The organism is Desulfobaccales bacterium, assembly GCA_041648175.1.
In the GTDB taxonomy this organism is placed as follows: domain Bacteria; phylum Desulfobacterota; class Desulfobaccia; order Desulfobaccales; family 0-14-0-80-60-11; genus 0-14-0-80-60-11.
In genome coordinates, this window is record JBAZPO010000008.1 from 122182 (window position 1) to 148618 (window position 26437).

A 26437-nucleotide genomic window follows, 5' to 3' on the forward strand; every position below is an offset into this window, starting at 1 on the left:
AGAAATATATGGATTTAAAGCGCTTGTCAATAATTCCCCGGCCGGGCGGTTTTTTCCCGGGCGAATCCTGTCTTGACAGGTATTTCATAATTATAAGGAATAAGGGGTTAAAAAATGTTATGATTTTCTTTATAATCCTGTTATGCCGTCCGAATTTCCAGAACCTGCTCAAACCGCTCCCCACATCATTCCCCGGCCCGAACACACCGTTTCCCGCCGCGACATCGACGTGGAAGCCCTGAAAGTCCTCTACCGCCTGCATCATGCCGGATATACCGCCTACCTGGTGGGCGGCGGCGTCCGGGATTTGCTGCTGGGCAAGAGGCCCAAAGACTTCGACGTGGTCACCGACGCCCGGCCCGGCGAGCTCCGGAAACTCTTCCGCAACAGCCGGATTATCGGCCGGCGCTTTCGGTTAGTCCAGGTCTTCTTCAAGGGGGCGCACATTGTGGAGGTCTCCACCTTCCGGTGCCGCTCCGAATTCGACGAATTGCCGGAAAATAACAACATCCCCGCCAAGGACACCACCTATGGCACCCCGGCGGAGGACGCCCAACGCCGGGACCTGACCATCAACGGCCTGTTTTATAACATCGCCGATTTTTCCCTGGTGGATTACGTAGGCGGCATGGAAGATTTGGAGGCCAAACGCATCCGGGTGATCGGCGAGCCCTCAGTGCGCTTCGTGCGGGACCCGGTGCGCATGCTGCGGGTGCTGCGCCACGCCGCCCGCATCGGCTTTACCATCGACGAGGCGGCTTGGGATGAGATTCTGGTCAAAGGTCACCTGATCCGTACCTGCCCGCCGGCCCGGGTCAGGGACGAACTCCTCAAAGATTTCCACAGCGGCGCGGCACACCCGTTTTTTGCGCTGATGCTGGACTCCGGGTTGTTCTATCAGATCTTTCCAGCCTGGGCCGGGCATTTGGGAGCGTCGGGTGAGGGTCGCTTGCTCGAACTGATCGGCAGGCTGGACCAATTGGCGGAGGGTGGCGTAGCGGTGCCTGACAGTTTGCTCTGGGCGGTGTTTTTAGCCGCTTTCCTGGAGCCGGAAACCCATCCCCAGGACTTCAAAGAACTGCGGGAATTCATCCAGGAGAAGATCAAGGAGGCTCTGGGCGGCATCGAGTTCCCACGGCAGCGGCAGGATGAGGTCTCCCAGATGCTGGCCCTGGAACAGCGGGTGGCGCCATTTACGGCCAAGGGCCAACCCATCCCGGCCCGGCTGACCCGGCTGTCGTTATATCCCCTGACCTGGATGCTCCATCAGATCAAAACGGCCCCCGAGGCCGAGTTGCTGGAGCGCTGCCAGCCAGAGGCCATGCCGGTTCCCGCGCCGGCGCCCAAACGCCGGCACTCCCGGCGCCGCCGCCCACGGGGGCGGAGGCGGGGAAAAGAAGCTGGGGGAGGGGCTAAAGGCGTTGGGGGAGAGGGCTAAGGTTTTTCATGGGGGGCCTTATAATTAAAAAAGACTCTCCCCGATCCATCTCCCAATCCCGTAAGAAAGCTGGGCGCACCTGCGTGTGCTCCCGCTAAAAAGGGCGGACACCTAGTCCGCCCCTACAAAAACCTCGGTGGCACGGGCGTCTCGCCTGGGCTTCAGCTCGCCAGGGTCACCCGCTTAAACCGCCGTTTTCCTACTTTAAGAAGATACGTTTTCCCGGCCGCCAATTCCAGCTTGGCGTCCGTGACCTTCTCGCCCTCCACCTGCACTCCGCCCTGGGTGATGAGGCGCCGGGCCTCGGTGGTGCCTGCCGCCAGCCCTGCGTCTACTAAAAGCCGCGGCAGCCACAGGGTGGGCTCGGCGATTGTCAGGGTCACTGCTTCGATCTCCTCGGGTAACTCCCGCTCACGCAGGACGCGGATAAACTCCGCGGCTTCATGTTCTGCTGCGGCCTGGCTGTGGTAGCGGGCCACGATTTCTTTGGCCAAGTCTTCTTTCACCTGTCGGGGATGTTTGGCCCCCGAGGCTAAGTCATTTTTTAGTTTAGCCACCGCATCGGGGGTAATGTCGGTTAAGAGCTCATAATAACGAATCATTAAGTCGTCAGAAATGGACATGAGCTTGCCGAACATCTCTTTGGCGGGCTCATCGATCCCCACGTAATTGCCCAGGGATTTGCTCATCTTGTTCACGCCGTCCAGGCCTTCCAACAGGGGCAGGGTGATAACGATTTGGGGCGCCTGGCCGTATTCGCGCTGCAAATCGCGCCCTACCAGGAGGTTGAAGGTCTGGTCGGTGCCGCCCAACTCCACGTCAGCTTGAAGCGCCACTGAATCATAGCCCTGGATCAGGGGGTAGAGGAATTCATGGATGCTGATGGGGGTCTGGGAGGTGTAGCGTTTATGAAAATCCTCCCGCTCCAGCATCCTTGCCACGGTATGCCGGGCCGCCAGGCGGATGAGGTCCTGGGCCTGCATGGGCTTCATCCAGCGGCTATTGAAGTCGACGATGGTCTTTTCCGGGTCCAGTACCTTGAAGATCTGGCGCTCATAGGTGGCGGCGTTGGCCTTGATCTGTTCTTCAGTTAAGGGCGGCCGGGTCTCGCTCTTGCCGGTGGGGTCGCCGATGAGGCCAGTGAAGTCGCCGATGAGAAAGATAACCTGGTGCCCCAGGTCCTGGAAATTCTTGAGCTTTTGAATGAGCACGGTATGGCCCAGGTGCAAATCCGGGGCGGTGGGGTCGAACCCGGCCTTGACCCGCAGGGGTGTGCCGGTAGCCCGGGCCTTTTCCAGGCGGGCGGCCAGGTCTTCTTCCCGAATGATGTCATGGCAGCCTTGTTTGATAATGGCCATCTGTTCCGATACTGGTTTCACTAAGTTGACTCTCCAAGAATTTTTTTATTAGAAGATGCGCAGGGACGCCCTATGTGCTGAAAGATAGGTTTCAGGTTCCAAGTGTCAGGTTTTAGAAAGAATTTCCTGTTCCCTGACACCTGACAACTGGAACCTGGAACCTGCTCCTAAAACCCCAGCCAGCGGACTTCCCGGTCCTTCCGGGGCGGCACCGGCGGTTCCTTGGCGGAGTAGCCGATGGGCGAGATGGCCAGGAGTTGCTGGTCCTCTTTGCCCAGGAATTTCAAGATCTCTTTTTCCAGGGAGTGGGCCCCGGTCATCCAGCAAGTCCCCAGGCCTTCGGCGTGGGCCGCCAGGAGCAGGTTCTGCATCAGGGCTGCGCCGCTCTGGATGTTGGCCAGATTGGTGGGATCATCCGGGCGCTTGCCGATGGTCACTGCGATGACCACCGGGGCGCCTCCCAGGTTTTTAAAAAACTTCATCACCAGTTCCTGACTTTTTTCCGGGACCTGGTTCTTCTTCATGATGGGAACGAGATTCTTAATGGCGCCACTGACCAGGTCCACAAAGTCATCCCGGACTTTCCCGGCCATGACGGCGATCTCCCAGGCCTGGAGGTTGGTCCCCGATGGGGCCCAAAGCGCGGCGGCGATTATCTTTTCCAGGACCTCCCGAGGCGGCGCCTCGGGTTTGTACAGCCGGTGGCTGCGGCGGTTATGAATAGCTTCGTAGATGTCCATGGTTTCCTCTTTTGCGGTGTCTCGATTATCCTTTAAGCCGACGTGCAGCTAAATGATATTTTTCCGGATAAGCCCTAGGGGCACCATAAGGGAAAACTTACCAGAAATTCAGTAAAATTCAAGTCTTGGACATCCATTTGGGAAATATGCGGATGAATTTAAGGATATTGAAGTGCCTGCCGATATTCCTCTAAGGAGACGAGATAATGAGGATTTGAGGCAGTCGGCCGCAGTCGCGGCCCGGGAATACCGCGCCAAGATGGCAACCTTGCGGAGCAGGTGGACCGGGAACAGGCGGATTATCTGGCAGGGTGCGCATTGGGCACCGTTGCCCCTCAGGCGCGATTGGTTTGAATAGTTCCTCGGTATTGGGGTTCCCACCTGCGGATATCCAAGCAAAGGCTGGAAAACCTATGCTACCAAACCTTTTCAGGATTTACGGCTGGACCAAAGGCCCTGCATGACTTCTCCGAATAATAATTGGCCTGGGAGACTCGTTCTGTGGTAAATTAACTATTTTAAGAAACCTGAGACCTCTGCGAAAGTCTCAATACCTGCCGTTTTTAATCAAATTTAGCCGGCGCCCTCGCTTGCGGCTCAATGAAGGCTGGACGCCGAGGGCGGCTATCCTACACGAGACTTTCGCAGAGTCCTCAATTTGGAATCAGGAGTATTGCATGGCCCCTCGTTATGAACCCCGTCCCCTGGAAGCCAAATGGCAGGGCATCTGGGAGGAGCGGCGGCTGTTTAATGCCAAAGAAGACCCGTCTCGCCCGAAATATTACGTCCTGGAGATGTTCCCGTACCCTTCCGGGCGCATCCACATGGGCCACGTGCGCAACTATACCATCGGGGATGTGGTGGCCCGGTACAAGCGGATGCGGGGTTTCAATGTGCTCCATCCCATGGGCTGGGACGCGTTTGGCCTGCCCGCGGAAAATGCCGCCATGGCCCGGGGGCTCCATCCGGCCGCCTGGACCTATGACAATATTTTGTACATGCGCAACCAGCTCAAAGAATTGGGCTACAGCTACGACTGGCGCCGGGAGTTGGCCACCTGCGATCCGGATTACTACCGCTGGGAGCAGTTGGTCTTCACCGAGATGTTCAGCAAGGGCTTGGCGTACAAGAAAGAAGCGCCGGTCAATTGGTGCCCGAAGTGCCAAACCGTGCTGGCCAACGAGCAGGTGGAAGACGGCCTCTGTTGGCGCTGCGATTCGCCGGTGCATTTGAAGGAACTCAACCAGTGGTTCTTCAAGATCACCGCCTATGCCGAGGAACTCTTGGCCGATCTGGACCAGCTCAGCCACTGGCCGGAGCGGGTCCTCACCATGCAGCGCCACTGGATCGGCAAGTCCCCGGGGGCCGAGATCTATTTTCCCCTGGCCCAAGGGGGCGAGCCCATCACCGTGTTCACCACCCGGGCCGACACCCTGTTCGGCGCCACCTTTATGAGCCTGGCCCCGGAGCACCCCCTGGCCCTGACCCTGGCCGCCGGCACTAGCCAGGAAGCGGCGGTGGAGGCCTTTGTCGAGTACTGGCGGGCCCAGAACCGCAGCCGAGGCGTGTTGGAAGAGGTCTCCAAGGAGGGGGTCTTTACCGGGAGCTACTGCGTCAACCCCGTCACCGGCTGGCAGATGCCCATCTATGTGGCCAATTTTGTGCTCATGGAGTACGGCACCGGCGCGGTGATGGCGGTCCCGGCTCACGACCAGCGTGATTTTGAGTTTGCTCAGAAGTATGGTTTGCCCATCAAGCTGGTGATCGAACCGCAGGGCGAAAAGCTTAAGGCCGCGGACCTCACCGCCGCCTACGAAGACGAAGGGGTTTTGGTGGACTCGGGCCAGTTCACCGGGATGCCCAGCGCGAGAGCCAAGGAGGCCATCGCCGTCTACCTGGAAGAGAAAGGCCAGGGCAAGCAGACGGTTAATTTCCGCCTCCGGGATTGGCTTATCTCCCGACAGCGTTATTGGGGAGCCCCCATTCCCATCATCTATTGCGACCGCTGCGGCTTAGTGCCAGTGCCGGCCCAGGACCTGCCGGTAGTCCTGCCGCTGGAGGTTGCGATCACTGGCGAAGGCGGCTCTCCCCTGGCCCAGTTGCCATCGTTTTATCAGGTTACGTGCCCTACCTGCGGTGGCCCGGCCCGGCGGGAAGTGGACACCATGGACACCTTTGTGGAGTCCTCCTGGTATTTCCTGCGCTACGCCTGCGCCGATTATAAAGACGGCGTCCTGGACCCGCCCCGGGTGAATTATTGGGCCCCGGTGGACCAGTACATCGGCGGCATCGAACACGCGGTGCTGCACCTGTTGTATGCCCGCTTTTTCACCAAAGTTCTGCGGGATCTGGGGATGGTTAAGGTCGGCGAGCCTTTTCAGCGGCTTTTGACCCAGGGGATGGTCCTCAAAGACGGAGCCAAGATGGCCAAATCCAAGGGCAACGTGGTTGACCCGGAGTACATGATCGCCGAATACGGCACCGACACCACCCGCCTGTTCCTGCTGTTTGCGGCGCCGCCTGAGAAAGACCTGGAGTGGAGCGACCAGGGGGTGGCGGGCTCGGCCCGCTTTCTGCATCGCCTTTGGAACCTGGTACAGGACTTGCTGCCGGAACTTCAAGGGCTTAAGCCTTATCAAGGCCCGGGGACGGAATTACCCGAAGGACTCGCCGAATTCCGCCACAAGGTGCACGCCGCCATCAAGAAGGTGACTGAAGACATCGAAGATTCCTTCCACTTCAACACCGCCATCGCCGCGGTGATGGAACTGGTAAATGCCTTCTACCTGGCGGTGGAGAGTCTGCCCAAAGACGAAGCCACCTTGCGGGTTTTCCGGGAAGCGGTGGAGGCCATCCTGCTCCTGGTCAGCCCCATGGTACCTCACATCGCCGAGGAATTGTGGCAGGCCCTGGGACATACGACTCTACTCCTGGAGGTTCCCTGGCCCCAGGCCCAGTCCGAGGCCCTGACGGTCTCTACCCTGACGGTGGTGGTCCAGGTCAACGGCAAGGTGAGAAGCCGGCTTCAGGTCCCGGCTTCGGCCGCGGATGAGGACATCAAAAACCTGGCCCTGGCCGATCCTGCCATCGCAAAATGGCTGCAGGGTCAACCGCCCAAGAAAGTGATTCTGGCCCGGCGCAAGCTGGTCAGTATCGTGGTGTAAAGGAGTAGAAATGGCTCTTGGTCGCCTCGGGGTCCTCTGGCTTCTGATAATCAGCCTGTGGGGCTGCGGTTATCGGCCCATGGGGGCGGAGCCCCTCAATTCCCAGGTCCGGCCTACCCTGGCGATCCCGTTGTTCGGGAATCGCTCCACCGAAGTGGGCCTGGAGGCCGTCTTTGCCAATGAACTGATCAACGCCTTTGCCCAAACCAGGGCGGTGCAGGTGGTCCCAGGGGACCGGGACGCACAATACGTGCTGGAAGGCAAGGTGCGGTCGCTGGATAACTCGTCGGTGGCCTACAACTCGGTCACCCAGTCCACGGTGCGCCGGGTGACCCTGAGGGTCGAATTGACCCTGCGGCAGAAAAAGGGGGACAAAGTCCTCTGGAAGGAAAACCAGGTCCTGTCGGAAGATTATGTGGTTGACCCCAACTACCACGCGGGTGAGGCCACCCGGTCCGAAGGTATTCGCCGTGCTGCGGTCACCCTGGCCCGGAAGGTGCTGGATAAGGTGCTGCTGGTGATCTAGCTTTCAGCAAATGTAAAAGACAAAAGATTTTGATGGATAGCGCCCTTTGTCCGGCTCCTGAGCGTGCACGCCGGCTTAATTGCGGCCACGGGCCGCCCTATTATTACTGGTTATATAATTGATTATTTTATAATTCTTTGCTAACGTTTTTCCAATAAACCTTACTTCAGCAGGGGGCAAGGGGGTTGGAAAAATGAACGGACGTTATAGCTGGCCTACGGTGGGAGCCTTTGTTCTTCTGGTGGTTGCTTATGTCCTCATGGTCTATATACTTTTGGTCCTCAATAGAAACGGAGTGATCGGCCTTGAAACCGAGGTCAACGGGGATGTGCTGAAACTCATTGCCAGTCTACCGCTGGTGGCCTTCTACCTGGTGGTGTTTTTAGCTGCCACCGCGGGTTTCGCCCGCGCGGCCATAGTAATGAAAACCATGCCCCTGACCCAGGTCTTGAGCAAGGAATTAAAGAAAAAGACCATGGAAAGCGCCACCATCCAAACCAAGATTCGGAGCGGCGGCCAGGTATGCAAAGATACATCTTTTTTACGAGCTCTCAATAACGTCACCTCATCCCGTCTCCCTATTCTGGCCGTGGTGGAAATGGACCCGCAAACCAAGAAGGAACGGGTGACCGGGGTGGTCACAGCCGACGATTTTCTGAGAAAGATAGAGGCAGAAGCGGATAAACGCCCCGGGCCGAACGATCCTGCCTTGCCGCCGCTTGCTGAAAGGCTAGAGAAATTCACGGTCGATGATCTGAAACCCCGAAGGCCCACGGTAGTAACGGCCGACCAAAATCTTCAGTCTATCATTGACACTATGCTCAATGAACAATTCACCAAACTCATCGTGGTGGAAGATAAGCAGTCGATGAAATTCAAGGGCACCCTGGATGTGCTGGATATGATGGGAGAGATTTTCGTAGGAGACTCTGAAGCCTAAGAAGTTAGTGTAGCGGGCACTGCCCGCCATGGTAATTAACTTTGATCGGTGGTGGGCAGTGCCCACCCTGTATATTTTTACTCAGGTATTGAGGATCGCCCACCAATTTGAGGCCTTAGTTGACCGCTCCCATATGTCCCATCCCATCTTAGAACGCCACTTGGAACGCCAGGCCCTGAAGCCCGTTTACCTCTTTTATGGGGACGAGGAGTTTTTGATGCAGCGGGCGCTGGTGCGCCTGGAGACGGGGCTGACGGAAGGTTCAGGGGAGCCGCCGAGCCGGGTGCTCCGTGAGGCCCAGGAGATGGGGCTCGCAGAGTTTTTGGCCGAGTCCCGGGAGGCCACTCTCTGGGGACCGGGACAGTTGCTCATCCTGCGCCAGGTGAATATCTACCCCGCGGCCCAACTCAAGGACCTCACGGCGTACCTGGATCACCCGGCGCCCAGGGCCTGGGTGGTGCTTCTGGCCGAAGGCTTGAAGGCCCGGGACGTAGAAAAACACGCGGTGTGGGGCAGGCTGGCCCGGGAGGAGGCGGCCTTGGGGTTTTTCCGCCTGCGGGAAGGCGAGCTGTACCAGTGGCTGACCCGGGAAGCCCGGCATCTGGGCAAGAACCTGACCTTGCCCGCAGCCCAGCGTTTGGTGGAGATGGTGGGGGACAATCTGGCGGAATTGAGCCAGGAGTTGGAAAAACTGGCCCTTTATGCCGGTACGGAAAACACCCTGACCCCGGGGCTGGTGACGCAATTAGCCAGCCACAGCCGGACTTACAATATCTTTGCTTTGGTGGATGCTTTAGGGGGGGCCGGATTTCACCAGCGCCTGGCGTCTCTGGGGCACTTACTGGATCTGGGGGAGCACCCGGCCAAGATCTTGGGGATGCTGGCCCGGCAGGTGCGGATGCTCATCCGGGTGAAGGAAGCCGCGGGCGGCAATCCGGCGGAACTGGCCCGGGGACTCAATCTGCCCCCGTGGAAGTTAAAAGGCCTGACCCAACAGGCGGCCCGCTTCAGCGCGGCGGCCCTCAAGGCGCACCTGGCGCTTCTGCACCAGGTGGACTATCATCTCAAGACCAGCACGGGCAATCCCCGGCTCTGGCTGGAGTGGGCGTTATTGAAGATGGGCCCGGGGTGAGCCGAAATACGGGGAGCCGGAACGCGCCGCGGCGCAAGGGTGCCGTCTGGATGAAGGCATAATGAAGAAAATGATCTACAGGCATTCGGCATTAAATTTGTCGGCTATATTAACCCTGATATTTTGCTTGACTCTTATTGCTTGTGCCGACGATGCAGACCTTGCCAAGCTATTTCAAGAGCGCGGCGTCGAGGGGACCATTATTATTTCTTCTCTGGACGGTAAATTCAGCTATATCCATAATGCTGAACGTTCCCAACGGAGATTCGTACCGGCTTCGACCTTCAAAATTCTGAATACCCTTATCGCACTGCAGGAAGGAGCTGTCAAAAGTGAAAAGGAAGTAATCAAGTGGGATAAAGAAGATAAGGGATTTGAGGCATGGAACCAAGACCAGACCCTGGAGACAGCTTTCACCTTGTCATGTATCTGGTATTATCAGGAACTGGCCAGGCGCATCGGCAATGAAAAATATTTGCTTCACCTGAAGCACGTTGGGTATGGAAACGGGAAGACCGGCCCTGATATAACCACCTTCTGGTTAGAAGGGAATTTAATGATATCCCCCCAGGAGCAAATCAATTTTCTCGAGAAGCTCTACAGCGAGGAACTTCCCTACGAAAAGCCCCATATGCAATTGGTGAAGCGGCTTATGATTGTTGAGGACCAGCCCCGATATATCATCAGAGCCAAGACCGGTTGGGCAAGGGGTATTAACCCTCAGCAGGGGTGGTATGTGGGCTATGCTGAGACTAATGGACAGGTCTGGTTCTTTGCCACTAACCTTGAGATCAGGAAGAAAGGAGATGAAGCCTTCAGGAAAGAGATAACCATGGGGGCTTTAAAGGCCAAAGGCATCATATGATCCTCTGGACGCGACTCGACCTCCTGGTCGCGAGGCGGCGCAGAGCATTACCAATAATGGGGGGGACACCAGGGTCCGAATGCGGACCACTTAAGATTGACAAAAGAGGAGCGGCATAACCGCCCCTTTCTGTCTTAATCCCGGTTCAACTCAGGCAGGGGTTGAGAGGGCGTTGACCTGCCGGGTGAGGCGGGAAATCTTGCGAGCCGCGGTCCGCCAGTGCAGGGTGCCCTTGCTGGCTACCCGAGCGAGCACCGGGATGGCGGCCGTCAAGGCCGTCTGGGCCTCTGCCGCATTCTTTTGGGCCACTGCCTGGCGCACCTGGCGCACCACGTTTTTGACCCGGGTTTTGCGGCTCTGGTTTTGCAGCCGCCGCTTTTCGTTCTGTCGTGCCCGCTTCATGGCGGATATATGTCTAGCCAATGTCATCCTCCGAATTTAGTGCCTTATAAATGTCACCCAAGAACGCCTTTTTGTCAAGGGCGTCAGCTTTCCTGGTACTCCCGGAAAAATCCCCAAAAATAACTCAGCCCTGAAGCCAGGGTGGCAATGAGGGCCAGCCATAATAAGGCCATGCCCAACTCGTGGAAATCCACTCCGACGTACGGATAATGCAAAATCAAGGCCGTCAGCGCCGCCATTTGCAGCAAGGTTTTGGCCTTGCCCCAGCGGTCCGGGGACAGGAAAATGCCCTCTGTGGCTGCCAAGCCCCTCAGGCCGGTGACCGCCAGTTCCCGCCCGATAATCAAAAAAGCCATCCAGGCCGGCACCCGTTCCAGAGGGATCAACATGATCAGGGCCACCGAAACCAGGAGCTTGTCGGCCAAGGGGTCCATAAACTTGCCCAAGCGGCTTACCAAGCGGTGGCGCCGGGCCAAAAAGCCGTCCAGAAAATCCGTGGCTCCTGCCAGCATAAAACAGAAGGCCCCCAAAAAACTGGCCCAGGGGCCGTCAAAGCACAGAAGCAGCATCACCACGGGCACAGCCGCGATGCGGGCTCCGGTGAGCATATTGGGGGTGGCCCAGTTATTGAAGTCTACCTGGCTCATTTCAGGACTTGCGGGCGCGCTCCCAATCTGCCAAGAATTTTTGTAAGCCGATGTCCGTCAACGGATGTTTCATGAGCTGCATGAGCACCCCGTAGGGCACCGTGGCGATATCAGCCCCGGCCAGGGCGCCGTCCAGGACATGCAAGGGATGGCGCACCGAAGCCACGATGATTTCAGTATCAAAACCGTAATTTTCAAAAATGGTGATGATCTGCTCGACAATCTCCATGCCCCGGTGACTGATATCATCCAGGCGGCCGATAAAGGGGCTGACGTAAGCCGCGCCCGCCTTGGCGGCCAGCAGGGCCTGGAGCGGCTGAAAAATCAAGGTGACATTGACATTGATGTCTTCTGCCGCCAATATCCGGGTGGCCTTGAGGCCGTCTTCGGTCATGGGGACTTTGACCGCCACCCACTCATGGATCTTAGCCAGTTCACGGGCTTCCGCCACCATGGCGCCGGCCTCGGTGGCCACAACTTCGGCGCTCACCGGACCCTGCACCAACTCGCAGATGGTGCGGATATGCTCTTTAAACTGCTCTTTGGTGCCAATGCCGATTTTGGCGCAGAGGCTGGGATTGGTGGTAACGCCATCCACCAGGCCCAGGCTATGGGCTGCGCGAATCTCGTCCAGATTGGCGGTATCAATAAAGAATTTCATAAAAGACCTCTTACTATATCATAATGTCAACTTTTGCCACCACTCACGAAGCGTTTTAAACAGCCTTCGGAACAGAAAAAATACGTTTTGCCGTCCTTTTGGGTCTTGAGGGCTTCCCGCCTGGGGATGAAGGTCTTGCAGACCGGGTCCTGGACCAGGACATCCGGCTCCCTTTCTCTTTCCAGAGGCTTAGGCGCCTGGGGCCAAAGGCCCAGGGAGCCGGCCACCTTTTTAATGGCCCAATAACCCAGATATCCCAGGCCCAAACCCAAAAGTAGACGGAACATCAGTCGGGTCCTTAATCGTGCGCGATAGGTTGCAGTTTCGTTAAGTCCGCGGCATCGAGTTTGGCCAGAAGGTCCCCGGCACTCTTGCCCAACACCGGATGCCAGGCCCGGGGGGCAATCTCCGCCAGGGGGGCCAGCACGAACACCCGGCGATGCATCTCCGGATGAGGCACCACCAGCTTAGGGGTAAAGATCACTTCCCCATTATATAACAGCAGGTCCAGGTCGATGACCCGGGGGCCCCAGCGTTCGCCCCGCACGCGCCCCATGTCTACCTCAATCTGCTGCAACAACCGCAGCAGTTCTTCCGGCCCCAAGCGGGTGCGCACCCGGGCCACGGCATTAATATACCAGGGCTGATTTTCCGGCCCCAGCGGCGGGTTCCGGTAGAAGGTGGAAACCCGGGTCACTTCCACTTCGTAAGCCAGGTTCAGGCGCTCCAGGGCCTCATGTAACTGCTCCTCAGGGTCGCCCAGGTTAGCACCCAGCCCCAAGTAAGCGATAACCGGAGTCCGTTCGGTGATGGCGGCAATTCCCAAAGGCATACGTATATACTATCCTATTTCTCTTGAATGGCTAAAGGGTTTTTGACCGGAGGCGTGATTACGGGGATTAACTGGGCCGCAATTTGAGCGGCCACTAACCGGGAGCCTTGATCATTGTAATGGGCCACGTCACAGATATTTTCTTTAACCGGGGCAATCACTCGGGCCAGGTCGATGACCACCACCCCGTTTTTAGCCCCCACCTCCCGGATGGATTGATTGAGCCGTTCAAAGGCGCTCTTAAAGTCCGCATAGGTAATCCCCTGGCTGTCCTCCAGGTTGTGCATCATCTTTTTGATCAGGGGATCGGGGTTATCCGTCAAGCGGCTGGCCTGGGTCATGAGGACCGGCGTGATCCCCCGGGCCCGGCAAATATTGATGAAGGTTTGCAGGTTTAGCGTAAATTCCCTGACGAGCAGGTCCTGGTCGATGGTGATTTTCTGGCCCCGGACGTTTAAGAATTCATCGCCTTTGCCCTTCCGGTCGGAATGGAAGATGCCCTTGGTGGCCCGGGCGAGGTTGGGAAAGGTCAGGTCCCGCACCGTATAGAATATCTGCCGCAGGTCCTGGCCCACGGTTTTAAAATTCGGCAGTTTTTCCTGAATGGGCGACCGGGAGGGATTGGTGTTCCAATAGGTTTTTTCGTACATCAGGATGGCCAGGTCGTTGATGTTCTCCATCAGCACGACGATGTCGGGCCTGAGGTTAACCACTTTGTTCAGCAAAATATTGAGGCAGTGCAAGGTATTATTGCCGCTGCGCCCGGCATTGTATGCGTTGACCTTGAGATGCGTCTGTTCTTCGATGAGCCGCCCCGCCAGATACGGGAACCGCAAATTTTCGTCGACGTAGACACATTCGGTGGTGGAACCGCCCAAAAAGGCGATGGTCAGGTCGGGGTGGTCGTGAATTTTGGCGGGCATGATGAAGCCCTGGCGATCCACCCGCAGTATATAGGGTTTTTGCGTCAGGCCATCGGACATCCGCATGGCGCTGGCGTCAGGTATCAGGATGTTCCGGTATAACGGATTGAACTCTCTGAGTTTAATAGACCGCTTGATGCCGGCGAGATTGATCTCGTCATGGGTGCGGCTGGCCAGGATCTTTTCGGCCACCACGGCCAGACCAGAGATGGCCACCAGTATAATGAGAACAATGACCTTCTTGGGGTTTCTTTCCAGCCAGTTTTTGCGGTTTGAGGCGTTATCCATAATTTATGGGAAACAGGTTGTACTCCTGCTTTATTTAAGGTTGTGCTCCACCCGCTCTTTATCTTTAAGGAGATAGGCCAACAATTCCCGGGCAAAGGGCGAGGCCAGATGGAGAAAGGTGAGTTCGGTTCGAAAAGCAGGAGGCATCTAATACCTTAATGGCCTAACTTTAGACAACAGGGTCGGAGACAAGAGTTTGGGGGAAGAAGGGTATTGTTATGAGGGGACGGACTCGTTGGGAAAAAGCCCGTTTCCCCCGTGCCAGCCTCATTATGCTCCTATCCCAGCTTCGCCAGGCGGGCCAGGGCCTCTTTCAGGCGCTCTTTGGGGACCGTCAGGGCCAGTCGCACGTAACCTTCACCCGGCGTCCCCAGGCCGTTGCCGGGAATGGTAACGATCCCGGCCTTCTCCAGCAGATGGGTGGTGAACGCCATGGAGGTGAAGCCCGGTGGGACCGTCAGCCATACGTAAAACGTGGCTTTAGGGGGCTCCACGTCATAGCCCAATTTTTTCAAGCCGCCCACCAGGATATCCCGGCGTTCCTGGAGAATGGCGCAATTTTCCCGGACGCAGCTCTGGTCCGAATCCAGGGCGGCAATCCCGGCAAACTGGATGGCATCGAAGGCCCCTGAATCGATATTGCTCTTGATCTTGCCCAGGGCTGCCAGCACTGCCGCGTTGCCCACCGCCATTCCCAAGCGCCAGCCGGTCATGTTGTAAGTCTTGGAGAGAGAGTGGAATTCGATGCCGATCTCTTTGGCGCCGGGCACTTCCAGGAAACTGGGGGGCTTATACCCGTCGTAGGCCAGTTCAGTGTAAGCCGCGTCGTGGACCGCGATGATCTTATATTCGTTGCAAAAATCCACGACCTTGGCGAAAAACGCACTGTCTGCCACCGCTGCGGTGGGGTTGTTGGGATAGTTGAAGAACAGGGCCTTGGCATCCCGGGCAATCAGCGGTGGTATGTGGTCCAAATCCGGCAGGAAATTGGTTTCTCGGGTCAAGGGCAGGAAGTGGCAATAGCCACCGGCGAACAGGGTGCCCATCTGATAGACCGGGTAGCCCGGCGAGGTCATGAGATTGATGTCCTCGGGGTTGTTAATCCCTAAAGGCAGGTGGGCAATGCCTTCTTTGGAGCCAATGAGGGTGAGGACTTCGCTGGCGGGGTCCAGGTCCACCGCGAAACGCCCCTGATACCAGCGGGCCACGGCCTCCCGGAAATCGTTCATCCCGGAGTAGGCCGGGTAGTGGTGGGTTTTGGGGTCCTGCACCATCTCGATCATCTTATCGACGATGAACCGGGGTGTGGGCAGGTCCGGGTCGCCTACGCCCAGGTCAATGATATCCACTCCCCGAGCCTTGACTTCGGCCTTCTTGTCGTCGATGGCTTTAAAGAGATAGGGCGGAATCAGGCCCAGGCGCGCCGCGGGTTCAATAAAATCCGTCATTTAGGGTGCCCTTTCTGCAACAATACGATTTTTCAGGGTGCCGATACCTTCCACCCGAATTTCGACCACGTCGCCAGGCTGCATGGGGCCGATCCCCGACGGCGTGCCGGTGGCGATGACGTCGCCGGGCAAAAGGGTCATGATGCGTGAAATGAACGATACTTGAGCGGCCACCCCGAAGATCATGTTTTTGGTGCTAGAATGCTGGCGGCGTTCCCCATTCAGGTAAGCCTCCACCGTGAGGTTGTCCGGGTCGGGAATCGTTGTTTCGATCCAGGGGCCTAGGGGCGCGAAGGTATCAAAACTCTTGGACCGGGTGAACTGCCCGTCTTTTTTCTGCAAGTCCCGGGCGGTGACGTCGTTGATGCAGGTAAACCCCAGGATGTAGTCCCAAGCTTCTTCTTCCCGCACGTGACGGCAGGTGCGCCCGATGACCACGGCCAGTTCCGCCTCATAATCCATCCGCCGGGACATGGCCGGAAAGACGATGTCATCGTCGGGCCCAATTACCGCGCTGGCAGGTTTCAGGAAGATCAAGGGCTCATCCGGGATGGGGTGGCCGAACTCTAAGGCGTGGTCGCGATAATTTAGCCCCAAGGCCACGATTTTGCTGGGTTCGCAGGGCGCCAGCAGCTTGACCGCCGGCAGGGACATAATTTCCCCGACCGTATTGTTCAGCCCGCCATCATAAGGAGTGCTCCATAAGACGTCGATTTTCTCCCCCTCCAAGATGCCGTGACCGGTGCGGCCCGTCAGTTCAAAACGTACAATGCGCATCTATTTTGATACCTTTGCAATAAAATTAATTCCCGACCTTCTTTTGGCTGATGAATCCAGTCGTTTGTCCGGCAGGAGTGAATATTTTTATTTGCATGTTCATTTTGTCCATATTATGTCTATCAATCATGTTAGCTCCCGAGTCATATTGATACGCCTTAAAATTCATAAAAGAAGGTTTTGATTGCAATAAATGATAATTATCATTTGGATTAAATATATAGTGTTTAGTTAATTCATTAACAATATATATAGTACCACCAAAGTTACTGCCAACCTCTATGATATTATAATAAGAATTGATCGGCTTTCCATGAATATCAGTACATATTAATTCAGATCCTTTTGGCATTACAGGCCAACTATCATCAAACTCAAGAACATTTCCCACTCCATTTAATTTATTCTCTTTGATTAATTGCCATAAAATATCCCTGGGATACGAATACGAATTATAATTTATGAAGCTAAACCAAAAGTTCCCGATAAAAATAATTGAAATTAAACATAATATCAATTGACTTTTTCTTGTTACCTTAGTTAATGTTTCATTTATTGAATATATGGATAGAATACAAATAAATGGGACGTACTGATGTAATAACCTACCATAGAAAACCATTTTGTGGAAAAAATATCCCGTACTTGCGTAGACTAAATACATTCCTATAAGCCCAATACCCAATAAACTTATAAGCGAATATTGTTTGAAGGTTTTATTTTTGAATCGATAAAGCGTTATGCTAATAAAAACCAACAAGCCTATTAATAATATTATCCCGGTTAATCCCTCAACTTCAATAAAATATTTAAATAAGTAAGCAAATGATTCTTCAAATGAACCTTGCGTTATTGTCTTAGATAAACCTATTGCATCCAATATATATGACTTCCCTACAAGTCTAGCAATCTTTTCACATAAAATTAAACACAGAATGCTTCCTAAAATATAATAACCTGCATAATAAATCTTCTTAAAAATATTTTCTTTGGAAATTTTATTAAATAATAATATAAATAACCCAACAATTAATAAGGGAAAATACCCAGGATAGACTAATAATCCAAACAAAGAACACATCCCAATAATTAATGATTTTGTGTACGATAAGTTATCTTCTTCAGTATATAAAGCAATTTTATAAATCACTATATATAAAATTAAAAGGCCCATATCATATGGTAATGCATGCCTAAGATATAGGTAAGAGTTTGTCAATGTACTAAACAACAACACACTAACCAAAGCCAAAAAACTGTCTTTTAATAATAAATTAGATAATTTATAATGGACTATAAGTATAAGACAATAAATTAAAAAATTAAAAATGAACAGTGGATAAGAGTTTTTTCTTTCATAGTAGTTTATTTTAAATATACGAGCAGTAACATACTGTATCGCATTTGGAATAATTTTTATTATCGCATCTGCCGGTCTTCCCTGTGTAGAAAAGATTTCCTTCATTGCAGCATCTATCTTTAATTCTGATAGGTGTTGCACAACTCTTCCTGATTGACAATAGCGAATTTCATCAGGGAAAGCTAAGAATCCAGTCCCAATTAAATTTAATTTACTTAGTGTAATCAAGACTATACTAGTGATCAGTAAATATTTTAGCGCCTGTTGGCCATAGTCACGCGCCAAAACGAGGAGTGTAGATTCATTTTTGTTAAATGATAAATTATTAGCCACGTATTTCATTGTCTATGCCTATTTCAACCCCAAAACGTCCTGCATGTCATAAAGGCCCGGCGGTTGCGTCACTATCCACTGCGCGGCCCGCACCGCGCCCCGGGCGAAATTGTCCCGGCTGTGGGCCCGGTGAATGATCTCCAGGCGCTCGCCCATGCCGCCGAAGAGCACCGTGTGCTCCCCGACGATGTCCCCGGCCCTTACCGTCTGGATGCCAATCTCTTTGTCGGTGCGCTGGCCGATGATGCCATGTCGGGAATAAACCCCCACCTTGTCCAACTCCCGGTCCAGGGCGTGGGCGATGACCTGCCCCAACTTGATGGCCGTGCCGCTGGGCGCGTCTTTTTTCAGGCGATGGTGGGCTTCGACGATCTCCACGTCGTAGCTCTCGCCTAACACCCGGGCAATGTCCGCCACCACCTTGAACATGAGATTGACCCCGACGCTCATGTTGGGTGCGAACACCAGGTGGGCCCGGGAGGCCAGGGCCTGAATCTCGGCGATCTGGGGCGGAGCAAACCCGGTGGTCCCTAACACCATGGCCTTACCCGCATCGGCCACGGCGCGCAGATTGGCCAGCGACGGCTCCGGGTGGGTGAATTCAATGACCACCTCACCTTTGGGCAGCACCTGGGCCAAAGAGTCGACCACCGTGACCCCTTTATGAGGCAGCCCCACGACTTCACCCACATCTTTGCCTACCGCGGCATGCCCCGGTGACTCCACAGCCCCTACCAACTGGACACCGTCAGCCGCTTCCATCATATGTACGATGCGGCCGCCCATCCGGCCTGCCACTCCGGTTACGATCGCTTTGACCATGGAGTATCTCCTTCCGTACCAGTTCAAAGATCAAGGTTCAAAGTTCAAAGTTTTTTAACCTTGAACTTTGAACCTCGAACCTTGAACTACTAAATCAATCCATATTTCTGCATTACCAGGCGCAGTTTGTTCTCGTTGGCCTCGGACATGGCCCACAGGGGTTGACGGATTTCGCCGGTGATTTTGCCCATCAGTTTCAAGGCGGTTTTGGCCGGGGCGGGGTTGGTCTCGAAGAACATGGCCTCCGTCAGGGGCCACATCTTATAGTGGAGTTCCCGGGCCCGGGTCAGGTCGCCCTTAAAGAAGGCGTTGCACATATCCGCCATGTCTTTGGGGGCCACGTTGGAGATCACCGAAATCACCCCCATGCCGCCCACGCACAACAGGGGAAAAGTGGTGAAATCATCGCCGGAGAGCACGGTGATCTTATCGCCACACAGCTGCAAGGTCTTGGCGCCCTGTTTCAGGTCCCCGGTGGCGTCCTTGAGGCCCACGACATTGGGTATATCCGCCAGCCGCGCCATGGTTTCCGGCAGCAGGTTGACGCTGGTGCGGCCCGGCACGTTATAGACCACGATGGGAATCTTGGTCTTGGCAGCCACGGTCTTATAGTGCTGAAAGAGACCTTCCTGGGTCGGTTTATTGTAGTAAGGAGTGATCAGCAGGGCCGCATCCGCGCCGGCAGCCTGGGCATGTTGGGTCAGTTCCAGGGATTCGGCGGTGCTGTTGGAGCCGCTCCCGGCGATCACCACAACCCGTTTTTTCACCTGGTCGATGCAGGTCTCCACCACCCGTTTGTGCTCGGCGTGAGATAGAGTGGGGGATTCGCCGGTGGTGCCGCAGGGTACGATGCCATGGACGCCTCCGGCGATTTGGAACTCGATGAGTTCCCGGTAGGCCGCTTCGTCGAATTGGCCGTTTTTGAAGGGAGTAACAATGGCAGTGATGGCTCCCTTGAACATGAGACTACCTCCTTACTTGAGTTCGTCGGCCCACAGTTCGCCCTGGTAGGCCACCAGGGCATTACCTTCCAGGTAGACCTCGCTGAAGGTCTCGCCCTGGAGGGTAAAATAGATGATCAGGGCTTCGCCGCCCCGGGTGTGAACGGTCACCGGGGAGTTAACCTGCCCCAGCCGGGCGCTCAAAAGGGCCGAGGCCACCGAGCCGGTGCCGCAGGCCAGGGTCTCATCCTCCACCCCGCGTTCATAGGTGCGAATGCTTAAGTCCTGGGGCCCCTCTACCCGGATAAAGTTGACATTGGTGCCCGCGGGGGCAAACAACGGATGGAAGCGGACCGCCCGGCCCCACTGGGTAATCGGAGCTTGTTCCAGATCGTCGACGGGCACCACGACATGGGGCACACCGACCTTCATGAAATGGCCCACGAGGGTTTCCCCGTCCAGGGGGATGGCTTGATCCATACGCACATCACCAACCCCGGTCATGAGCAGTTTGACCCGGCGACCCCGGACTTCGGCCTTGATGGTCCCCGCCAAGGTTTCAAACGACAGATCGGCCGGGGCGATATTGTTCAGGACCGCGAATCTGGCGGCGCAGCGCCCACCGTTGCCGCACATCTCGGGCTCGGAGCCGTCGGCGTTATAAAACCGCCAACGGAAATCCGCGCTGGGGGTAGACTCGATGAGGATGAGCCCGTCGGCCCCGGCGCCCAGTTGGCGATGGCAGACCCGGCGGGCGAACTGGGGCTGCTCGGCCTCGGGGATAAAGCGCTCCCGGTGGTCGATGAGCACAAAATCGTTGCCCCCACCGTGCATTTTGAAAAAAAGGATGCGGCGTCTGGTATCCGTTGTCATAATGCCAAGACCAATCCCCCCTGACCCCCCTTTGGCAAAGGGGGGAAAGTGGAAAGTCCCCCTGTAATGAAGGGGGATTTAGGGGGATTTCAAAGTATTCAGATTTTGGGCAAATCTTATATTACTTCAAAAACTCCGGGATGGACTCCCCCCAGGTAAGCTGGCGGTATGTCTCCCTTTTTCTGATAACATAAAAATCCCGATCCTGCACCAAGATTTCGGGCACGCGGGGCCGGGCGTTGTAGTTGGAACTCATGGAAAAACCATAGGCCCCGGCGCTCAAGACCGCCAGCATCTCCCCCGGGGCAAAGGCCGGCATGAGGCGATCCCTGGCCAGGAAATCCCCGGATTCACAGATAGGCCCAACGATGGAGGCCTTCACCTGGGGACGGTCCGCTTCCATCACCGGCCACAGGCCGTGATAGGAGCCATAGAGGCTGGGGCGGGCCAGGTCGTTCATCCCCGCGTCCACGATAATGAAATGCTTGGCGTCGGTAACCTTGGTATAGAGCACCTTGGTTACTAAGATGCCGGCGTTGCCCACCAGCACCCGTCCAGGCTCCAGGATGAGGGTGCATTCAAGGCCCTTGAGGTGTTCCAACAGTTTCTGGCCATACTCCTGCGGGAGCGGCGGCTCCTCGTCGTGGTATTGAATCCCCAGGCCGCCGCCCAGGTCAAGGTAACGGATCTGGATGCCCAGGGCCCTTAAGCGCTCGATCAACTCTTTCAGCCGCTCCAACGCGTCCACAAAGGGCGTAACCTGGGTGATCTGGGAGCCGATGTGGCAGGCCACCCCCACCACTTCGAGGTGCGGCAGTTCCTGGGCCCGGCGATAATCCTCCACCGCCCGGTCGATGTCGATGCCGAACTTGTTCTTTTTAAGCCCCGTGGAGATGTAGGGATGGGTCTTCGCATCGATGTTCGGATTGATTCTTAAGGCTACCCTGGCCTTGAGCTTCAGGCGGCCGGCGATGCGGTTGATCTCCTCCAACTCCTGGGAGGACTCCAGGTTGAACAAAAGGATGCCGGCCTTAAGGGCCGCTTTAATCTCCTCCGGCTTTTTCCCAACTCCGGAGTAGACGATCTTGCCGGGGTCCATGCCGGCCTGGCTGGCCCGATAGAGTTCACCGCCTGAGACGATATCCGCCCCGGCTCCCAACCGGGCAAAGAGCCTCAAGACGGCCAGGTTGGCATTGGCCTTCACGGCAAAGCAGATTATATGCGGAAACGCCGCAAACGCAGTGTTAAAAACCTGAAAGTGTTGGGTCAGGGTGGCGGCGCTGTATACGTAAAACGGTGTGCCCACCGCCTCGGCAATTTGGCGCACCGGTACGTTTTCGCAGAAGAGTTCACCGGATTGGTAATTGAAGTGATGCATTGAGTAGTTCCTGTCCCTCCGCGACAATTTACCAAGGGATTTGGTAGTCGCAGGCTTTAGCCTGCGTTCTCCAGATCACCGAGAGGTAAACGCAGGCTAAAGCCTGCGACTACCAAGAGACTCAAAAAGTGATCGCAGCCACCTCGGAAGGCAAGCTCTCGTTGGCCCGGGGGGAGTCGTCCACCGCGGTCACGTAGTAATGGTACGTCTGGCCCCGGTTTACCTGGGAGTCCACGAAATAAGGCTTCTTGACCAACTCCTGAGTGAGTCGGGTATATTTTTCCTCCCCGGTGAGGCGCCGGTAGACCCGGTAGCCCGCCACGTCCGGGACCGGGCTTTCCTCCCACCGAAGTTCTACCCCCTGGGAGGTGGGCACCGCCAGAAAATTCAACACCGGCGGCGGCGGCGTGCGCTTCTCCGGCATGGCCTTTTGGGTGGCCGAATCCTGGCTGGCCAGCAGATCGTCACCCACCCGGCGCACCGCCACAACCTTATAAGTATATTCCACATCGTTCAGCACTGCCACGTCCTGGAATTGATTCTCGAGCACGGGCTTCGGTGTCACGCGAATCCAGGGACCCTGGCCCGAGAGGCGATAGATAAGATAACCCGCCAGGGCCTTAACCGGCGAGCCGTCCTCTAACTTGGTCACCGGGCTCCAGGTGAGGGAGACGATTTTATCGCCGGGCACGGCCTTGAAGTCCCCGGGGACTCGGGGCAGCCAGCCCCAGGCATGGCTTAAGGTTCCAGACCAGCCGCCTTTGTAGCCATCCTGGTCATAGGCCGCCACCCGGTAGTAATAGCGATGGTCCGGCACCAACTCCCGGTCCCGGAAGAGCAGGGCTTCCCCTTGGACCTCCCCCCTCTGGGGGTAGGCCAGGTCGATATCGGCATAAAGGACGAAATCCGAGGACGCCAACGCCTCCGGGGACACCCCCTTCATTGCGGCCCGGTAAACCTGGCAGCCCTGGACCTGGGTCAAAGGCTGGCCCAGGAGATTCTCCCGGGGCAAGAGCCAGCTCACTACCAACGCATTGCCTTCCTGGGTCAACTTAAAGTTCCGCACCGGCGCCGGTAATACCCGGTCGGGGGCATACGGCGTCATCCGCTTGCCGCACGCGGCTGCCAGGAGCAAAAGGCAGAGAATGAAGAGAAACAAATATTTTGAGGGGCGGACCGGGGGAAGAGCATTCCCCCGCCCTCCCCTCAAACTCCCCTCCCCACCCCCTGTAAGGGTTCGGGGGAGGGGGCTTGGGAGAGGGAGTGTAAGTGGCTTGACGCCCCTGGCTTCCGCTCTCAAAGAACCGTTAAATCTTCTGCTCATGAAGGTTCAACCCTATTTCCGCTTCGGCCCGTTCCAGGGCCTCGCGCACCCGTTCCGGCGCGGTGCCTCCCGGAGATTTTCTCCGGGCCACGGAGTTTTCGATCTTGAGCCAATCAAACACGTCGGCCGCGGCCAGAGGAGCAAACTGCTGGATTTCAGTGAGGCTCAATTCCCACAGCTCTTTGCCGCTGGATTCAGCGTAGCGCACCGTATTGCCTACGTGCTCGTGGGCGGTGCGAAACGGCGCCCCTTTGGTCACCAGGTAATCGGCCATGTCGGTGGCGGTAAGAAAGCCGCCGTGCAGGGCAGCAGCCATCTTCTCCGGCCGCACCGTGAGATTCGCAAGCAGCCCGGCCATCAACTGGACCGAGGTGCGCACAGTGTCCACCGTATCGAACAGGGGCTCCTTATCCTCCTGGAGGTCCCGGTTATAGGCCAGGGGAAGCCCCTTCAGGGTCATGAGGATGCCCATGAGGTGGCCCGTAACCCGGCCGCTCTTGCCCCGAACGAGTTCCGGCACGTCGGGATTCTTCTTCTGGGGCATGATGGAAGACCCCGTGGCGTAGGCGTCGGGCAGCACCACGAACCCGAATTCTTGAGACGACCAGAGGATAAGCTCTTCCGACAGCCGGCTTAAGTGCACCATGATGATACTGGCATGGGCAAGAAATTCAATCACAAAATCCCGGTCGCTCACCGCGTCCAGGCTGTTGCGGAAGGTTTTTGGAAAACCTACCTGGGCAGCCACCAAATGTGGGTCGATGGGAAAGGTAGTGCCAGCCAAGGCCGCAGCCCCCAAGGGCGAGACTTCGATGCGGCTCAAGGATTCGTGCAACCGCTCCTGGTCCCTACGCCACATTTCGTCGTAGGCCAGGAGGTGGTGGGCCAAGAGTATCGGTTGGGCGCGCTGCATGTGGGTGTAGCCGGGCAGGATGGTGTCTTGATGCAGGTGCGCCAGGCGCACCCCAGCCAGGCGCAGATCGCGTAGGTCATTGATGAGCCCTTCAACTGCTTCGGCCAGGTAGAGCCTAACGTCCAGAGCCACCTGATCGTTCCGGCTCCTGGCGGTGTGGAGCTTCTTCCCCACTTCGCCGAGGCGGCTGGTCAGCCGCGCCTCGATGGCCATGTGGATGTCCTCTAAGGCCGGGTCGAACTCGAATTCCCCGGCCTCGATTTCAAGTAAAATCTCGGTGAGCCCCGCGACGATCTGCTCCCCTTCCGCCTGTGTGATAATGCCCTGCTTGGCCAACATGCGGGCGTGGGCGATGGACCCGGCGATATCCTGGCGATAAAGACGCCGGTCAAAGCTCAAGGAGGTGGTGAAATCCTCCACCGACTTTTCGGTGTCGCTTTCGAAACGTCCCCCCCAGGGTTTGTGCGCCATGTGATTTTCCTTAATTTTGTTCTGAGTGCAAGACCTACGGCCCAGCCCTTCAGGGTTTAAAGGATTGCAACTGATAGGTCCGATTATCAGAGACTATGTTCCCATCTTTGGATTTTTGTTTGATGGTGACCAGGCTCTTGACGATGCCCACCTTGGGGGCATACCATTCGTAGCCCATGACGGAGGCGCCGGCGTCATTGCCGCCCACCTGTTTAATCTTCAAGCAATCTTTGAAGGTACCGGCCGGAACCTTGACCTCCTCAGATACACTTTCCAGCGTCAGGGTGACATCCAACGTGCTGTTGCCTATCTTCGTGGCCATATTCCAACTGTTGCCCTCGGTGATGGGAAACCTTAGATGGCATTCTCTTGGGGTTACGAGGGTTGGGGCACCTTTTTCGCCTATTTGCTCCGCATAGCGGTAAATCCCGCTATCATCCTTTTCTATAAATTCAATGAAGATGTGTCCACCCAAATCCCATTTCCGGGGCGTTACTTTTTTCCCCTGCACTTCCTGAGGCGTCAGGTTGGTGATGATTAATTTTTTCGTATCGCTCGCATTCGATATGACGAGGTACTCCCACCTCATGTCTGCTTTGAGGGGGTAATAGGACTCGCTCAGTTCATCGCACCTGGCGCTGCCTGGCAATACCAGAGATAAAGCTAGGAGTAAAGCGGTGAAGATACCTGTCGTTCTCATGGCTCCCTCATTTAATTGAGTGTGGTTTATTCCTCGCCCATGGCGGCCAGGCCGCTTTAAGCCCTATTTTGGGGTCCGGCAGTTTGGCGCCGCAGGCCTCACAAGTGCCCTGGGGCAGGTCGGCGTGGTTGTTCAGCTTCTGAAAATGACCGCATAGGCGGCAACGCGCCACTGGGCGGTAATTAATCCAGCCGTGGCCCTTCCAGAAGCGCCAGGTGCCGTATTTCCAGCGGTACAGGATGACCGTGTAGAGGCAGCTCAGGCCCACCAGGTGCGCGGTGGAGATATAGAACGCCCGCCAGGAAATCAACACGGTGACGCCCATGACCATAAGCAGGCGGGACGCCAGGCGCCAGGATTTGTTCCAGATCCAGGGATCGGCCAGGGTCCAGGGCAGCCGCACCCCGAACCAGAGATTGGGTCCGGGCCGCCAGAAGACCATGAGCAAGCCCAGCCCCCAGCAGAGCCCCGAAACCAGATAGCGCAGTGAACCAGACCTCCGAACTGCTCCCGCCCCCAACCTGACGTTGGGGACGGGAACCCTGAGTTACCCTACCGCGGCGCCGGTTTAAACCGGCGCCCGCTCGCCTGCCAAGACCATGGGCGGCCGAGATGAGCCGCTTTAGCCGCTAATTTACTCTTTAATGGGCTGCGTCTTCTCTGATTGACCTGGCCCCCGCTTCATAATCTGCGGGGGCTCAAGCCACAAACCTCACAGATGGCACGTTCCAGATGTTGGTCATCCTCAAGCTTCTGGGTATGGCCGCAATGACTGCAGCGTACCACCGGGCGGTAATCGATCCAGCCGATATCCTTCCAGAATAACAGGGTGCCATATTTCCGCCGGTAAAGATAGATCGGCAGCAGCAAGCTGATGAGGATCAACAGTGCCACGGCGACAAAAAAAGCGAACGCTGTGACCAGCACGGCACCTGCCATCACAAGCAGGAGAACTCCACCCGCCATCCACGATATATCCCAGATTTCCCGGTCGGCGAAGGTCCAGGGGGTCCGCACCCCGATCCACGATTTGGGGCTGGGATGCCAAACCAGCAGCACCACACCCAAGAGTCCGCAAACCGCGGCCAGGAGAAAAGCTACAGATTGCGGCATCATATTTTCCTCTTAGAGATGAGGGTAGAATTCAGCCCGGCGGGGAGTCTGCCTCACCCCCTGGCCAA

The 26437-nt window shown here is 56.2% G+C and carries 26 protein-coding genes; 6 read left to right on the plus strand and 20 right to left on the minus strand.

What is annotated here, in order from left to right:
- Positions 1-142: 142 nt before the first annotated feature.
- Positions 143-1438, plus strand: a complete 1296-nt coding sequence (locus WC600_09480) for a polynucleotide adenylyltransferase PcnB (protein ID MFA4902965.1) — start codon at positions 143-145, stop codon at positions 1436-1438.
- Positions 1439-1599: 161 nt separating this feature from the next.
- Here WC600_09480 and tyrS read toward each other — a convergent pair whose 3' ends face one another.
- Positions 1600-2817 carry a tyrosine--tRNA ligase gene (tyrS, locus tag WC600_09485; GenBank protein ID MFA4902966.1) on the minus strand — a complete coding sequence of 406 codons (1218 nt, stop codon included), beginning with the start codon at positions 2815-2817 and terminating at the stop codon, positions 1600-1602.
- Between the two features lie 146 nt (positions 2818-2963).
- Positions 2964-3536, minus strand: a complete 573-nt coding sequence (locus WC600_09490) for a nitroreductase family protein (protein MFA4902967.1) — start codon at positions 3534-3536, stop codon at positions 2964-2966.
- Between the two features lie 677 nt (positions 3537-4213).
- Between WC600_09490 and leuS the strand changes: the two genes are divergently transcribed.
- The 5 genes from leuS to blaOXA all read left to right on the plus strand — a co-directional run bounded on the left by leuS (position 4214) and on the right by blaOXA (position 10163).
- Complete coding sequence (leuS, locus tag WC600_09495; GenBank protein ID MFA4902968.1) at positions 4214-6700, plus strand: leucine--tRNA ligase; 2487 nt, start codon at positions 4214-4216, stop codon at positions 6698-6700.
- A gap of 10 nt (positions 6701-6710) precedes the next feature.
- Complete coding sequence (locus tag WC600_09500) at positions 6711-7226, plus strand: LptE family protein (GenBank protein ID MFA4902969.1); 516 nt, start codon at positions 6711-6713, stop codon at positions 7224-7226.
- A gap of 193 nt (positions 7227-7419) precedes the next feature.
- Positions 7420-8166 carry a hypothetical protein gene (locus WC600_09505; protein ID MFA4902970.1) on the plus strand — a complete coding sequence of 249 codons (747 nt, stop codon included), beginning with the start codon at positions 7420-7422 and terminating at the stop codon, positions 8164-8166.
- 58 nt (positions 8167-8224) lie between these two features.
- Positions 8225-9298 (plus strand): DNA polymerase III subunit delta, encoded by a 1074-nt coding sequence (gene holA / locus WC600_09510; GenBank protein ID MFA4902971.1) that lies wholly within the window; start codon positions 8225-8227, stop codon positions 9296-9298.
- Positions 9299-9359: 61 nt separating this feature from the next.
- Positions 9360-10163 (plus strand): class D beta-lactamase, encoded by an 804-nt coding sequence (blaOXA, locus tag WC600_09515; GenBank protein MFA4902972.1) that lies wholly within the window; start codon positions 9360-9362, stop codon positions 10161-10163.
- A gap of 150 nt (positions 10164-10313) precedes the next feature.
- Here the strand turns inward: blaOXA and rpsT are convergent, their stop codons facing one another.
- The 18 genes from rpsT to WC600_09605 form a co-directional block, all read right to left on the minus strand.
- A complete protein-coding gene (rpsT, locus tag WC600_09520) occupies positions 10314-10586 on the minus strand; it encodes a 30S ribosomal protein S20 (protein ID MFA4902973.1) in 273 nt (90 codons plus the stop codon).
- 62 nt (positions 10587-10648) lie between these two features.
- A complete protein-coding gene (gene pgsA / locus WC600_09525) occupies positions 10649-11212 on the minus strand; it encodes a CDP-diacylglycerol--glycerol-3-phosphate 3-phosphatidyltransferase (GenBank protein MFA4902974.1) in 564 nt (187 codons plus the stop codon).
- A 1-nt stretch (position 11213) separates the two neighbouring features.
- A complete protein-coding gene (gene fsa, locus WC600_09530) occupies positions 11214-11873 on the minus strand; it encodes a fructose-6-phosphate aldolase (protein ID MFA4902975.1) in 660 nt (219 codons plus the stop codon).
- A 26-nt stretch (positions 11874-11899) separates the two neighbouring features.
- Positions 11900-12160, minus strand: a complete 261-nt coding sequence (locus WC600_09535) for a YHS domain-containing protein (GenBank protein MFA4902976.1) — start codon at positions 12158-12160, stop codon at positions 11900-11902.
- Positions 12161-12171: 11 nt separating this feature from the next.
- Positions 12172-12705 carry a 2-amino-4-hydroxy-6-hydroxymethyldihydropteridine diphosphokinase gene (folK, locus tag WC600_09540; protein ID MFA4902977.1) on the minus strand — a complete coding sequence of 178 codons (534 nt, stop codon included), beginning with the start codon at positions 12703-12705 and terminating at the stop codon, positions 12172-12174.
- Positions 12706-12719: 14 nt separating this feature from the next.
- Positions 12720-13916, minus strand: a complete 1197-nt coding sequence (locus tag WC600_09545; GenBank protein ID MFA4902978.1) for an SGNH/GDSL hydrolase family protein — start codon at positions 13914-13916, stop codon at positions 12720-12722.
- A gap of 278 nt (positions 13917-14194) precedes the next feature.
- Complete coding sequence (locus WC600_09550) at positions 14195-15364, minus strand: LL-diaminopimelate aminotransferase (protein ID MFA4902979.1); 1170 nt, start codon at positions 15362-15364, stop codon at positions 14195-14197.
- Entirely contained in the window at positions 15365-16141 is a 777-nt protein-coding gene (locus WC600_09555; GenBank protein MFA4902980.1) for a fumarylacetoacetate hydrolase family protein, read from the minus strand. It abuts the gene before it with no gap.
- A gap of 25 nt (positions 16142-16166) precedes the next feature.
- Positions 16167-17843, minus strand: coding sequence for a hypothetical protein (locus WC600_09560; protein ID MFA4902981.1), 1677 nt, complete (start codon positions 17841-17843; stop codon positions 16167-16169).
- A 9-nt stretch (positions 17844-17852) separates the two neighbouring features.
- Complete coding sequence (dapB, locus tag WC600_09565) at positions 17853-18656, minus strand: 4-hydroxy-tetrahydrodipicolinate reductase (protein ID MFA4902982.1); 804 nt, start codon at positions 18654-18656, stop codon at positions 17853-17855.
- Between the two features lie 89 nt (positions 18657-18745).
- The gene (gene dapA, locus WC600_09570; GenBank protein MFA4902983.1) at positions 18746-19618 is read right to left on the minus strand and encodes a 4-hydroxy-tetrahydrodipicolinate synthase; all 873 of its coding nucleotides are present in this window, start codon (positions 19616-19618) and stop codon (positions 18746-18748) included.
- 12 nt (positions 19619-19630) lie between these two features.
- A complete protein-coding gene (gene dapF / locus WC600_09575) occupies positions 19631-20470 on the minus strand; it encodes a diaminopimelate epimerase (protein MFA4902984.1) in 840 nt (279 codons plus the stop codon).
- A 121-nt stretch (positions 20471-20591) separates the two neighbouring features.
- Positions 20592-21848 (minus strand): diaminopimelate decarboxylase, encoded by a 1257-nt coding sequence (lysA, locus tag WC600_09580; protein ID MFA4902985.1) that lies wholly within the window; start codon positions 21846-21848, stop codon positions 20592-20594.
- 121 nt (positions 21849-21969) lie between these two features.
- Positions 21970-22953, minus strand: coding sequence for a hypothetical protein (locus WC600_09585; GenBank protein MFA4902986.1), 984 nt, complete (start codon positions 22951-22953; stop codon positions 21970-21972).
- Between the two features lie 202 nt (positions 22954-23155).
- Positions 23156-24556, minus strand: coding sequence for an argininosuccinate lyase (gene argH / locus WC600_09590; protein ID MFA4902987.1), 1401 nt, complete (start codon positions 24554-24556; stop codon positions 23156-23158).
- A 49-nt stretch (positions 24557-24605) separates the two neighbouring features.
- Positions 24606-25256 carry a hypothetical protein gene (locus WC600_09595; protein ID MFA4902988.1) on the minus strand — a complete coding sequence of 217 codons (651 nt, stop codon included), beginning with the start codon at positions 25254-25256 and terminating at the stop codon, positions 24606-24608.
- A gap of 7 nt (positions 25257-25263) precedes the next feature.
- A complete protein-coding gene (locus WC600_09600) occupies positions 25264-25698 on the minus strand; it encodes an SdpI family protein (GenBank protein ID MFA4902989.1) in 435 nt (144 codons plus the stop codon).
- Positions 25699-25937: 239 nt separating this feature from the next.
- Positions 25938-26372, minus strand: a complete 435-nt coding sequence (locus WC600_09605) for a hypothetical protein (protein MFA4902990.1) — start codon at positions 26370-26372, stop codon at positions 25938-25940.
- Between the last annotated feature and the right edge of the window lie 65 nt (positions 26373-26437).

Bases quoted from the DNA above. Each gene is read 5' to 3' on its own strand.
- lysA (MFA4902985.1), bottom strand. From the start codon at position 21,848: ATGCATCACTTCAATTACCAATCCGGTGAACTCTTCTGCGAAAACGTA.
- argH (MFA4902987.1), bottom strand. From the start codon at position 24,556: ATGGCGCACAAACCCTGGGGGGGACGTTTCGAAAGCGACACCGAAAAG.
- dapA (MFA4902983.1), bottom strand. From the start codon at position 19,618: ATGTTCAAGGGAGCCATCACTGCCATTGTTACTCCCTTCAAAAACGGC.
- WC600_09555 (MFA4902980.1), bottom strand. From the start codon at position 16,141: ATGCGCATTGTACGTTTTGAACTGACGGGCCGCACCGGTCACGGCATC.
- WC600_09500 (MFA4902969.1), top strand. From the start codon at position 6,711: ATGGCTCTTGGTCGCCTCGGGGTCCTCTGGCTTCTGATAATCAGCCTG.
- WC600_09585 (MFA4902986.1), bottom strand. From the start codon at position 22,953: ATGACGCCGTATGCCCCCGACCGGGTATTACCGGCGCCGGTGCGGAAC.
- WC600_09605 (MFA4902990.1), bottom strand. From the start codon at position 26,372: ATGATGCCGCAATCTGTAGCTTTTCTCCTGGCCGCGGTTTGCGGACTC.
- fsa (MFA4902975.1), bottom strand. From the start codon at position 11,873: ATGAAATTCTTTATTGATACCGCCAATCTGGACGAGATTCGCGCAGCC.
- WC600_09480 (MFA4902965.1), top strand. From the start codon at position 143: ATGCCGTCCGAATTTCCAGAACCTGCTCAAACCGCTCCCCACATCATT.
- WC600_09550 (MFA4902979.1), bottom strand. From the start codon at position 15,364: ATGACGGATTTTATTGAACCCGCGGCGCGCCTGGGCCTGATTCCGCCC.
- WC600_09490 (MFA4902967.1), bottom strand. From the start codon at position 3,536: ATGGACATCTACGAAGCTATTCATAACCGCCGCAGCCACCGGCTGTAC.
- dapF (MFA4902984.1), bottom strand. From the start codon at position 20,470: ATGACAACGGATACCAGACGCCGCATCCTTTTTTTCAAAATGCACGGT.
- dapB (MFA4902982.1), bottom strand. From the start codon at position 18,656: ATGGTCAAAGCGATCGTAACCGGAGTGGCAGGCCGGATGGGCGGCCGC.
- WC600_09560 (MFA4902981.1), bottom strand. From the start codon at position 17,843: ATGAAATACGTGGCTAATAATTTATCATTTAACAAAAATGAATCTACA.
- WC600_09595 (MFA4902988.1), bottom strand. From the start codon at position 25,256: ATGAGAACGACAGGTATCTTCACCGCTTTACTCCTAGCTTTATCTCTG.
- WC600_09505 (MFA4902970.1), top strand. From the start codon at position 7,420: ATGAACGGACGTTATAGCTGGCCTACGGTGGGAGCCTTTGTTCTTCTG.
- folK (MFA4902977.1), bottom strand. From the start codon at position 12,705: ATGCCTTTGGGAATTGCCGCCATCACCGAACGGACTCCGGTTATCGCT.
- WC600_09600 (MFA4902989.1), bottom strand. From the start codon at position 25,698: ATGGTCTTCTGGCGGCCCGGACCCAATCTCTGGTTCGGGGTGCGGCTG.
- WC600_09535 (MFA4902976.1), bottom strand. From the start codon at position 12,160: ATGTTCCGTCTACTTTTGGGTTTGGGCCTGGGATATCTGGGTTATTGG.
- blaOXA (MFA4902972.1), top strand. From the start codon at position 9,360: ATGAAGAAAATGATCTACAGGCATTCGGCATTAAATTTGTCGGCTATA.
- pgsA (MFA4902974.1), bottom strand. From the start codon at position 11,212: ATGAGCCAGGTAGACTTCAATAACTGGGCCACCCCCAATATGCTCACC.
- leuS (MFA4902968.1), top strand. From the start codon at position 4,214: ATGGCCCCTCGTTATGAACCCCGTCCCCTGGAAGCCAAATGGCAGGGC.
- WC600_09545 (MFA4902978.1), bottom strand. From the start codon at position 13,916: ATGGATAACGCCTCAAACCGCAAAAACTGGCTGGAAAGAAACCCCAAG.